This window comes from Pseudomonas sp. FH1 (genome assembly GCF_000510895.2).
Taxonomy (GTDB): domain Bacteria; phylum Pseudomonadota; class Gammaproteobacteria; order Pseudomonadales; family Pseudomonadaceae; genus Aquipseudomonas; species Aquipseudomonas azotoformans_A.
Map to the genome: position 1 here is coordinate 1 of NZ_AOHM01000095.1, position 10,888 is coordinate 10,888.

General features: G+C 54.8%; 13 protein-coding genes. All 13 read right to left on the minus strand.

All coding sequences use genetic code 11. The features are described 5' to 3' along the window. Positions 1–159: 159 nt before the first annotated feature. Complete coding sequence (locus H096_RS24385) at positions 160–1,461, minus strand: STY4528 family pathogenicity island replication protein (RefSeq protein ID WP_033901904.1); 1,302 nt, start codon at positions 1,459–1,461, stop codon at positions 160–162. Then, on the minus strand, positions 1,458–2,153 hold the full coding sequence (locus tag H096_RS24390) for a DUF2857 domain-containing protein (protein WP_033901905.1): 696 nt from the start codon (positions 2,151–2,153) through the stop codon (positions 1,458–1,460). The genes H096_RS24385 and H096_RS24390 overlap by 4 nt, the downstream gene beginning before the upstream one ends. 27 nt (positions 2,154–2,180) lie before the next feature. Further along, positions 2,181–3,953 (minus strand): ParB family protein, encoded by a 1,773-nt coding sequence (locus H096_RS24395; protein WP_033901906.1) that lies wholly within the window; start codon positions 3,951–3,953, stop codon positions 2,181–2,183. Then, positions 3,950–4,186: an Arc family DNA-binding protein gene (locus H096_RS24400; RefSeq protein ID WP_033901907.1), complete on the minus strand. Its 237-nt coding sequence runs from the start codon at positions 4,184–4,186 to the stop codon at positions 3,950–3,952. The genes H096_RS24395 and H096_RS24400 overlap by 4 nt, the downstream gene beginning before the upstream one ends. Positions 4,187–4,221: 35 nt before the next feature. Then, positions 4,222–5,223: a nucleoid-associated protein YejK gene (gene yejK, locus H096_RS24405; RefSeq protein ID WP_033901908.1), complete on the minus strand. Its 1,002-nt coding sequence runs from the start codon at positions 5,221–5,223 to the stop codon at positions 4,222–4,224. Continuing rightward, positions 5,223–5,462 carry a type II toxin-antitoxin system HicA family toxin gene (locus H096_RS24410; protein WP_033901909.1) on the minus strand — a complete coding sequence of 80 codons (240 nt, stop codon included), beginning with the start codon at positions 5,460–5,462 and terminating at the stop codon, positions 5,223–5,225. Before H096_RS24410 ends, yejK begins: the two co-directional genes overlap by 1 nt. Continuing rightward, entirely contained in the window at positions 5,459–5,980 is a 522-nt protein-coding gene (locus H096_RS24415) for a hypothetical protein (RefSeq protein WP_033901910.1), read from the minus strand. Before H096_RS24415 ends, H096_RS24410 begins: the two co-directional genes overlap by 4 nt. Before the next feature lie 174 nt (positions 5,981–6,154). Further along, positions 6,155–7,504, minus strand: coding sequence for a replicative DNA helicase (gene dnaB, locus H096_RS24420; RefSeq protein WP_033901911.1), 1,350 nt, complete (start codon positions 7,502–7,504; stop codon positions 6,155–6,157). Then, positions 7,501–7,719, minus strand: a complete 219-nt coding sequence (locus H096_RS24425; RefSeq protein WP_033901912.1) for a hypothetical protein — start codon at positions 7,717–7,719, stop codon at positions 7,501–7,503. Before H096_RS24425 ends, dnaB begins: the two co-directional genes overlap by 4 nt. Then, on the minus strand, positions 7,703–8,422 hold the full coding sequence (locus H096_RS24430) for an HNH endonuclease signature motif containing protein (protein ID WP_033901913.1): 720 nt from the start codon (positions 8,420–8,422) through the stop codon (positions 7,703–7,705). Before H096_RS24430 ends, H096_RS24425 begins: the two co-directional genes overlap by 17 nt. Continuing rightward, complete coding sequence (locus H096_RS24435) at positions 8,419–9,117, minus strand: DUF2786 domain-containing protein (RefSeq protein ID WP_174562731.1); 699 nt, start codon at positions 9,115–9,117, stop codon at positions 8,419–8,421. The genes H096_RS24430 and H096_RS24435 overlap by 4 nt, the downstream gene beginning before the upstream one ends. Beyond that, a complete protein-coding gene (locus H096_RS24440; protein WP_033901915.1) occupies positions 9,117–9,875 on the minus strand; it encodes a hypothetical protein in 759 nt (252 codons plus the stop codon). Before H096_RS24440 ends, H096_RS24435 begins: the two co-directional genes overlap by 1 nt. Position 9,876: 1 nt before the next feature. Then, entirely contained in the window at positions 9,877–10,737 is an 861-nt protein-coding gene (locus tag H096_RS24445) for a ParA family protein (protein WP_033901916.1), read from the minus strand. Between the last annotated feature and the right edge of the window lie 151 nt (positions 10,738–10,888).

Sequence of the window (10,888 nt, forward strand, 5' to 3'; positions counted from 1 at the left end):
CTATGCGGGCCGCATAGCTCTGATATGGATAGTTCGATTGGCCACTGCCGATATTGGAATTCTGTCGAGCTATGCGGGCCGCATAGCTCGGCTTGCTGTCCATGCTCATACCTGGATCTGCCAAGTAGATTGGGGCCGAGCTTACTATCGGGGTTGTTATCATGGATGCGTACCCCGATTGGGTCTGAGCAGATGCAACATTCCGCTGAGTGTGTTTCTAGCGGTTTGTACCGACTCAGGACTGCGGGTTTCTGCAACCGTTTTAGCCGGTTGAGTGGCATTGGATGGAGGATTTGCAACTCCCTGGCGTGAGGGGCTGGATCTTGCTTTGTCATCAGGATCCCAGTGGCTGTTGAAGTCTCCACGGACCGCCATGCCGACAAGTGTCATCAAGTAGCCCAGCGGGTTTCGTATCCCCCCTGAGTCACAGCGGTGCACCCATTGTTTGATGAGCGCTGGCTTCAGCTCTTCTGGGACTTTTTGCAGCGCCACCACCGCGCTCTGTTTTTGATCCGCCGGTAGCCGATGCAGTGCGTCGAGCAAATCGGCGGCCATGTCGGTCGAAGTCAGCGGTACATGTACAGAGCTTTTACAAACATCTTTGTGTGTATCTGTATACGTACTATATGAGTTCGGATGCCGAACTAAGTCCGAACCCATTGATTTTAGGCTGAGTTCGGCATCCGAACTTGGCTCAAAAGCGATTCGCTCGCCGCTGTGTCCACTTAGTTCGGCATCCGAACTCTGTGGCAACTGTGGTGTAATTTGCTGAGTTCGGACTCCGAACTCAGTCGCTTTTAGAGGTATTGCCGTGCGCGCCGTTGTCCAGGTCTGGCTGTTCAAACGAGACTCGATGACGTCCAATCGGCTTGGTAAGCGCTGACCCACGTCTGGATCGGCAGCGAATTCTTTCCAGGCAATCTGCGCGACTTCACGGATTACCTTGGTCTGATGCTCCATGGACTGCACAAGTAGCTGTAAATAATCCTTATCGAATTCTATGGCTTCGGCTGGTGTGACCGGTTCGTCATGAAGTAAGTAGACGTTACCTTGAACTTGTCCACTCAGGTCATTGCGCACACGGCGGCCCAGGCTAAGCCAGCGTGTGAGCCGTAGAGTGACCAATGCTTTTGATACGGTTTCTCGCGAGGCTGGCCTGCCGGGTTGCATGCCCAAATATGGCCGTAGTTGGTCATAGGTGGGGAACGCCGTAAGGCCGTCGTCATTGATCAGTAACCGGAACACCTGCCAGGTGTTTCTTTCAAGCGGGGTCAGTCGGTCATCCAGAAGCAATCTGCGAGGCACCGTCTCGTGTGGGTTCCCGCTGAATATGATTCCGGAGTAGGGGGCAGAACCTTCGATCCCCGGAGGCGCCGACTCTTTTTTCTGAAGCAAGTGAGCTTCAAGGTGGCCCGAGGCCGAGTCTAAAAGCGTCGACAATGGGAGCCGAGACAACCTCATAGTACGGGATCACCTTCCGCCGGTGTCGCTGCAGGCTGAGCCAGTCGATGAGAAGACACCAGCTGTAGCTTTCTTGGGAGGCCCGTGCTTGCAGGGGGGTAAAGCCCCTCCTTTATCCAGGACTGAATGCGATGCCAGATGATTGCTAGACTGAGGTTCTCGGAGCTTTCATCTGCATGGGTGTCCTGGGGTGTGTTGAGCTCTTCGGCGACTAGCATGGCGATATCCAGCATGGCGAGGCTGTCTTCAAGTTCAACCTGATGTTCCTGCATCAGGTGCGTCCATCTGTACCAAAGGTGAGCGTCCATCTCCTCACTGAATTCTCGCCACCGGCCGCGACGTGCCGTTACACCGATCATTAGGCGTTGAAGGGCTACGTCCTGGGGTGATAGCCCGAAGAACTGTTGCAGCATCTGAGTGGTCGCGCCTAGTCGAAGCGCACGTTCGATCGTGCGCACTTCTTCATCGGACCGCTGCGCCCCTATCAGCAGTTTTTTCACCATCTCTCCATCGATGGTGACGTTGCACCAAGAGACTGGAGTGTTGAGCAACAAGCTCAGAACTGACGGTTGTTGGAGCTGTGCCAGGATTTCAGGCTCCAAACCCATCTCGATGCAACGCCGGAGTTGGCCGTTGCGCATGTGATGAAGCACCTGAGACAGGATGGCTTCGTTGATTGGTATCTTGGACATGACGACTCCCCTCGTAGTGGTCCTGTTTTAGCTGGCTGGGTTCGCACTATCGCCGGCAGTTAACTTGACCTCTAAATCAATCAAACGCCTTGCGAGTCGAATTATTCGGAAGAGCTTCACCAGTGCGCCGTCGCTGAGGCGGCCTTCAGTCTCTGGGGGGGTGTCGTTCGTATAAGGCTGGCCAAGTAAGAGTTGCCCAAGCCCAGCTGCGAATTCGAAGTCGGTCAAAGCGTCGACCTGCAGATCGGGCTGCTCCTGAATCATTTTCAGAACGATGGCCACCGAACCGCTTAAAGACTGAAGAAGCGTCAACGTATGCTGGGCTGTAGCAGTGATTTCCAATTCTCCTTCAGCATCGGGGTGTCGATAGCTGAAACCCACGCCACCTTCGATATCGATAAATTGACCTGGTGCTTTTACCGAGCTGGCAATTTCACGAGCCAATTGCGCGATGTGCTGACGCAGAATCATGGCATTGTCGATTTCACGCTCGATGTACCAAAGGTCAGATATGGGGTTGAGACCACCAGCTTGAACAGGGATGGCCACCAAGGCGTTGGAGGCAAAGTCGGGTAATACTTCACCATCAAGCGCAGCGAGCTCCCGTTTCATCTTGTCGACTTTGGGGGAGCTTTTCACTGGACTTGCAATGTGCCCATCAATGCGCTTTTGGCGCTCTTGCGGGCTCATTTGCTCTTGAGGGGGAGGGGCCAGCTTATGTTGGCCAACTCGATGGGGAGGGCTCGCCGTGGTCATAGTTGGCTTAGGCGTGCCATCAGAAACATGAGTTGATGGTAATTGTGACGGGTTCTGATTTGACTCAATGCTATTGTTTTGGGGACTCGACTGAGGCAACCCCTCAAGTTGCGAGACAGGATGCTGAGGCATCTCAAGTACTGGTGTTGATCTGCGTAACTGGTCCTGGTTCTGAGTGATTTCCAGCAGAATTTTCTCGTAACCGAGATTTAACGGCTTTTTGAGCTGATCAATCAGCTCGTCCTGGAAGCGCTGGAACAGAAACTCCTCGGCGTCTCCCTCAAACTGGGAGAGGACATCTTGAAAAATCGTATCAAACTCTAGGTGCTGCCCTTGTTCTTGATAATTGCGCTCCCAGCACTGAAGCGCTGTCTTGCGTAGTGCAAGAAGCTTCGAAATTCGATCAACGCCGAGGCCGGAATATAGCACTGCCGGAATTGCCGGCAATAAGTACCGAAGAGTGTCCTGCATCCGACTGATGTGAGGTTGAGAAACAGGGTAGCCATCAGCTTTCAAACGTCGAGAAAGCTCACTTTGAGAAATAGCCTCACCAGACTCCTCCTCATACAAAGCTCTGGCCTTGTCGACGCCAATAGCCCGCTCAATGAACAGGAGTTGACCCTGCAGATCGTTTTCGGCCAAGTGCCCGGTGAGCGAGATGATCTCCCCACGAACGGTGTCCCAGGGACGGAACAGGCAGTGGAACTTGAAGAACTTCTCGTCCCCGGTCTCACGGTACAGCTCGTTTAGAATGGCCAGGCGCGTGTTGCCACCGTTTCGGATCCGGTACTTCTCCTCACCAGGTTTGCGCGTGACGGGAGGGGGCGTGTCGAGACCTCGATTGCGTATGGACTCTTTAATTTCATCGTACTTCGGGTTTCGAGTTGTCCGTGGGTTCTCGTCATACGGCAATGTTTCATCGAGCGTCAACAGCATAGGGGTATCGACGATTGGATCGCTCATGCGCGCAGCTACCGGCGAATTTGATTGAAAGGCCGGCAGTTGCAGTTTCTCTTTCATAGTCTGAGCCAAAGACTGTTTCATGCCCTGGCTCCAGGCAGCTCACAGGCTGGCGCTGCTGCCAAAAGTTGATCAATGATTTTTAGTGCACGACCAAGCGCCGCCTCAAGCTCGACTGTAGTCTCCAGGCGATGGACAATTTCCGAGTTCATTGAGCGGGTGTTTTCGCGCGCTTGCAGCGCGATCCGTTCACGCATCCCATCGGGAAGGCGGACGACGAATTTTTCTTCAAGCTGACGTTTTGGTTGGTTGCTCATAGCGTGCTCCGATGTCTAGGGTTGTGTATTTGTGTTCAGCGACGTTTCAACTGATCGCTAAGCTGAGTGGGCAGGCCCTTGATGGTTAACGTCCCGGACGGCTCGTCGTACTCGATCTTGTCGCCCAGCAGGTGCGCTTCAAAGCTGATGGACAAGCCTTCGGCACGACCGGTGAAACGGCGAAATTGGTTTAGGGTGCGTTTGTCCATGGGGATCTCCGGTGACAGGCCGTAGTCCTTGTTTCGGATGTGGTCGAAGAACGCCTTGGGCCGATCTTCATCAATCAAGCCCGAAAGCTCTTCAAGGCCCATGGGCTCGCCGAGCTTGGCCTGGCTGCTGGCGTAGTCCACCAGAGTCTTGGTTTTTTCGCGGGCCGACTCGTCCGGCAGGTCTTCGCTTTCCACGAAGTCACTGAAGGCCTTGAGCAGGGTGCGGGTCTCGCCCGGCCCGTCGACACCTTCCTGGCAGCCGATAAAGTCACGGAAGTACTCCGAGACTTTTTTGCCGTTCTTGCCTTTGATAAACGAGATGTACTGCTTGGACTGCTTGTTGTTCTGCCACTCGGACACGTTGATCCGTGCCGCCAGGTGCAGTTGGCCCAGGTCCAGGTGACGGGAGGGCGTCACGTCCAGCTCGTCGGTCACCGCCACGCCTTCGCTGTGGTGCAGCAGGGCGATCGCCAGGTAGTCGGTCATACCTTGCTGGTAGTGGGCAAACAGCACGTGGCCGCCGGTGGAGAGGTTGGACTCTTCCATCAGCTTCTGCAGGTGCTCGACCGCGGTGCGGCTGAAGGTGGTGAAATCCTGGCCACCGTCGAAATACTCCTTCAACCAGCTGCTGAACGGGTGCGCGCCGGACTCGGCATGGAAGAAACCCCAGGCCTTGCCTTGTTTGGCGTTGTAGCTCTCGTTGAGGTCGGCAAGCATGTTCTCGATGGCCGCCGATTCGGACAGCTCCGAATCGCGTGCATGCAGAACTGTGGGCGTGCCGTCGGGTTTTTTGTCGATCAGATGAACAATACAATGACGTATAGGCATTAGATTGCCTCCTGAGTGTGTTGGGTTTGAGCTCGATCGGCACGGCGAATGCGAGCTTTGGCGTTGAGGGCCGCGCGGTAATCGCTTGCGGTCGACGATGTGTAGATTGATCCAAGGTCGGGTTTGGTAAACTGGATGTGGCCACCTTGAGTCCGCGACACAGTCCAACCATTGGCCCTGGCAAATTCCACCAGTTGGCGAAGGTTCTCGTGCTTTCCGCGTATGAGGTTGGTCGTCATAGCTCTGCGTCCTTGTCTGCTAAAACGTTCCCTGCCTGAATCGCGATGATTTCGGCCTGGTCACCCGGGAATTTGCTGCCGAGCTCATGCAGAAAATTACGAGTTGCCTCGCGCGAGCCTGGCACGCGGAACACGACGGTGCAGTGCTGCACTGGCGCGGGGTGTTGCAGGTGAGCCATGACCGCCACTTTCAGTGAGCAGCTTTGGAGGTGCCGGGGGACCCAAACCGACCAGAAGTAACTTGATAGCAAGGCGCCTGCGCACAGCAGTTCAACGGTGATGGTTGCGCTGAGCGTGTCGGCCAGCTCGACGTAGCCGAGCTTCTGAAATTCCAGCAGGTCCTCGCGCATGCTCATTGGGACAACGGTGCTGTGGTCACGAGTAAGACGGCCGACTGCTTGAGCTAGAGCATCAAGTTCTACTGGGTTGACGCCTGTTTTGTGGGCGTGAACCACGGCAGAGGCTTCGAAGACTTCACCGGCTTGAATGCTTGGAAAAAACGCAGCGTTACTGTGCATCTGACACCTCCCGAAGCTCCTCGATGTCGTAGCTGTTGCAACTGGGACAAATCAGAATGTCCACTTCAGCATTGAGAGCGGTTGGGGCAGGCACGCATTGCTGGACTTGCTGCAATGCATGATGTGTATCGCAGTTGCGGCACCAATGGGTCATTGCAACCGGAGAGAGGGGGCTCATAGGTGTGCTCCTTGCCAGCTACTGTTGGCACTGAGGTTTGCAAAGCGGGTTTGGTGCGCTATGAACGCCGTGCGAACGGTACCAGTAGGACCGTTGCGAGCCTTGCCGATGATGATCTCGGCTATGCCTTTGTGTTCGGTCTGTGAGTGGTACACCTCGTCCCGATAGACGAATATGATCAGGTCTGCGTCCTGTTCGATGGCGCCGCTATCACGCAGGTCTGCGTTGATCGGACGTTTGTTTGGTCGGCGCTCCAGCTCCCGATTGAGCTGAGAGAGTGCTACCACCGGGCAATTCATCTCCTTCGCCAGGGCCTTGAGGCTCTGGGATATAGCGCTGATTTCGTTCGCCCTGTTTTCCTGGCCTGGGCAGCGCATGAGCTGCAGGTAATCGATCAAGATCAAGCTCGGGTGTCCGAAGCGACGGGCTGCGCGACGAGATTTGGCCCTGATAACGGCAGGTGTGAGCGCTGATGAGTCGTCGATGACCAGCCGCTCGCCATATGCATTGATACGTGAAACGGCTGCAGTCAGCTTCGGCCAGTCTTCGTCATCAAGCTTGCCCTTCAATAGCTTCCCAAGATCGATATGGCCAAGAATTGCCATCAACCGATAGAGCAGTGCTTTGGCGGGCATTTCCATGCTGAAGACTTGAACGGTACGATCAAGCTTTGCCTGCAGAGCCGTATCGATGAAGTTCAAGGCTAGGGACGTTTTACCCATCGAAGGACGTGCACCGAGAATGATCAGGTCGGCTTCTTGAAAACCCGACGTAAACTCGTCCAAATCTTCCAGGCCTGAAGGCACGCCGGTCACGGTGATATTGCCGTTGAAATGTTCGTCAATTTGCTCGACGACAGTAGTCAGGCACTGGTTGATGTCGACGAATTCAGATGCGCTCTTACCTTCGCCAAGCGCGAAAAGTTGTTGTTCAATGGTCTCTTGAACATCTTCCGCGTTGGCCAGCGGATCCGTGGCATCGCGAGAGCATTGGTAGCCAAGAGACATGAGTTGTCTGAGCCTGGAGCGATTACGCACGATGGATGCGTAATGCTCAATGTTGGCTACAGACGGCGTATTCTTGGCCAGCTCGCCCAGGTAGCTCAGCCCTCCGGCTTCGTCTGGATCCTCCAGCGCGTTGAAGACGATGACGATATCGAATGGAGCGGACTTGTCAGCAAGGCCGGCTATTGCCCGAAACAGCAACCGGTGGTCATGCCGAAAAAAGTCAGACGCATCCAGTTTGTCCGCGACGAGATCCCAGGTGTTGTTGTCGAGCAGTAGCCCACCTAACACACCTTGTTCAGCCTCTACGGAGTAGGGCGGTGAGAGGTCAAGGTGATTCATTTCCCGGACTCCTCGCCGATCTGGATAAAACCAGTGCCGTTGATTGCGCCCAGAGCTTTAACCATGTCGACTTCAACCTTCGCTGAATTGATCATGACCTGAGCAACCTCGGCGACGGCTTTGGCCCGGTCGATTTCCATAGGCTTGTCTGGATCCAGGAGGCCCTCAATCGCGACGAACAGATGATTACGTAGATCTTCAATCTTGTTCTTCATGTGCAACCTCCCGGATGGTGCGCTTGAGTTTGCTGATCGCTCGCATTGCGGATTTGAGCTCTTCTGGATAGCGATGGATGGTGTTGCGCCGCATGCGCTCCGCACGCGTGATCAGTTCCAGATTGCCGATGGCGATGTTGGATTTGTTTTCATCCTTGAAGCACACGCAATGAGTTGTGGGGACAGGGCCAAAGTGTTCTTCCCAGAGCAGCACGTGCACGCCTTTCCAATCGACAGGTGGGTAACCGGTGTCGGTGATTTTTCTCTGGAGATAGCCGTCAGGAGTCGTGCGCAAGCTGCCAATAGGTAGCCAGTTCCCCGGTTTATTGCCCGTCTTAAACTGCGTCTGAGTCATACGGCCAGAGGAGGGGAGCCCCTTAAGGCCCTTATTCCATGGGACGGAACCCTTGGAGAAGCGGAATTCAGCGCCCAACTTGCCGTCAAGCCGGCCACAGAGACTACTGCGAAGAAACTCGGAGCTTTTGCTCAATCCCAGCCGTTTGGCTTTGGCATAGATCTGATAGACGCTGAGTCCCAATTCGGCGGCTAGGACCTGAGTCGGTTCATCGGGATAGCGGGCAATGAGCATGCGCTCTTCAGTCTCACTCCAAACATGGTGTTTATGAGCCGGGGCAAGCCCAAGTTGGGATCGGGCTTGTTCCAGCGCCGCTATGGCCAAAGGTGAAAGCGAATGAGTTCTCATTGGCTCCCCCCATGCCCAAGGGCTTCTCGTGACTGCTGTCCAACACCACGATGTAGCCTGGCATGCTTGCCCTGGTCCCATCCCGCTCGCAGAGACCGAGTGTCGTGACCTTTGGCTTCGATGGGTTTGATGATGAATTGCTTGAGATTAGGGTGGTGCAATTCCAGGTAGGCCTGGATCTCCTGCGCCGTGGTTTCGTCTACCCCGCCTGCAAACTGGTTCACTTTCGATGCGACGGCATTCAGCCAACCCTCGGCAAAGAGTTGGCCCCGGTGACGCTTTGTCTTGAGTTGGCAGCGTTTCTGCTGAGCAACATGAGCTCGACGGGCTGCTACGAGTTGGTGATGCAGCGTTGAATAGGTGTGAGCGGCCAGCTCGGGCGAAATACCCTTCCCCAAAAACTTGAAGGACCAGCCTGCCAGCGGATGAAAATACGCCAAGTGGCTGCAGTCGAAGGCTTGGGAGCAGATTGTGGCCAGGTTGTGCAGCCAATCCTGCGGCGAACGCCGGGTCTTGGTGCCCACGCTGGCCTCTTCGATTGCATGAGCAACAACCTCGGTATGTTCGAGGTTGTACTGCTTCATCAAATGGCGCGCTTGGCGAAGTGCAATTTCCACTTCGTTGGGGGCAGCGCCTTGCGATTTGGCCAGCGCCATGAGTTTGGCGACCTTGCTGAGGACTTTTTGCTTGTCCATCATTCACCCCCTTCCTGTTGGTTACGGGGGGAGAGCGCCTCTGACCAAAGTCGCAGTGTTTCCTCCTCATCAGCAGAGAGGTGAATCCGGGTAAGACAATCCGCAACCTTCTGTTTCAAGGCATCAAGACGATCCTGAACACTTGAGCCGTCGTCGTAAGCAATCTCCTGCTCAACAGCTTGTACAAAGTCATTACGCACAGAGAGAACGATGCTTATCCAAAAAGCATTTGGGCTGGTCCAGCCAATTAGCTTTCGAGTTCGGTCTGGCGATAGGTAATCACGGAGCCTGAGATTGAACTCCCTAGGGGAATAACCGTTACTGATAACCCCTGCACGATTGAGCGTCAGCGCTGTTTGAAGAATTTCTAGGAGAGGCTCCAGAGCCGCTGGCTCAGAGACAAAAGTTTTTAGATATGTTTCAGCTACCAGACGCTTGGCTTCGGCATATCGAGCTTGCTGACGCTGCTTGGCTTGGCTTTCGTCACGGCCGCGCTTTTCCTTCGCGTGTTTTATGTTCGAGTTCACGGACTCAATAAGCTTCGCAGCGTCCTGCAAAAGCTGACGCTGTTCAAAGCTCAACTGAGCGCCTATTCGACCTGCTAAGTGGCTACCGCTTGTCAGGGAGCGTATTTCTCGTGCGGATCCACTTAGCTTTGCTTGCAAGCTGCGCAATTGCTGAGCGCTGTAGTACTTGCCAACCTCTAGGATGACATCGGCAGTAATACTGCGGGCATCGGTGATGGAGGGCTTCGCCATTTCAACGATCCTCCCTCACCAACTTTGCTACCTTCTCCTCGGTCATGGCCTCAAAACGGTCCCGCCATTCTGGAAAGAGCTCTATGGCCAATTGGCGGATGACGACAAGGGCTGCAGGGGATATGCGGTTGGAAGGCTGCCGGTATTCCAGGCGATGTACTGGGAGGCCCTGGGATGCAGCGCTACGAAAGACCACAGCGGTGGGGATGATGCTTTCCAGAACGCTGATTTCGTCATTGTCCTGAAATATTTCCCGTACTGACTGCTCGATCATCTGCGCGTCGGTGGTTTGGTCGAGGTTGTTGACGACGATCCGCACGGGAGGAATTTTCATGCCCAGGCGCCCATAGGCGCGAAGGCCGTCTAACATCTGCATGGTTCCCCGGCTGAACTCCCGTGCAGCGAGCATGTTGGGTGGAAGTGGAGATATGACCAAATCAGAGGCTAGGACCACCATTTCGAGCATGGCCGATCTGGCGCCCTGAGTGTCAATCAGTACCAAGTCAAAATGATCTTTGAATGCCGGCATCAGGTTGGCGAGGCGCAACCGTCCGTCGGGAGCCTGCAGGAGGAGGCTGTTCAGCTGGTTGTTGATGTCATTGGAGATCACCAACGACAGGTTTGGAATCGCGGTGCTGGATATGATCTTGGCTGAGTCGGTGATGTTGAACGCGAGCAGATCGTAAATGCCGCCTTGGGCTTCATCTACCAATTGGTAATACGAAGAAAGGGAGGGCTGAGCAGGATCCAGGTCGATAAGGAGTGTGCGAAGGCCGGCGTCCGCGCAGAATGCGCCGAGGTTGGCCTCAATAGTGGTTTTGCCTACGCCGCCCTTGGTCGAAACGACCGCAGTGATTTTCATGGTTTGGAGCCTCTAATGTGGGTTCATTAGAGGCTGCGAGGCCACGGAAATAGCTATGTGTAGCGAACACGATCCTGAGCTTTGAAGCACTAGAACCAATTGTCTTTTAACCAATTGGTCGTAGGTTCGAATCCCACACGACCCACCATTT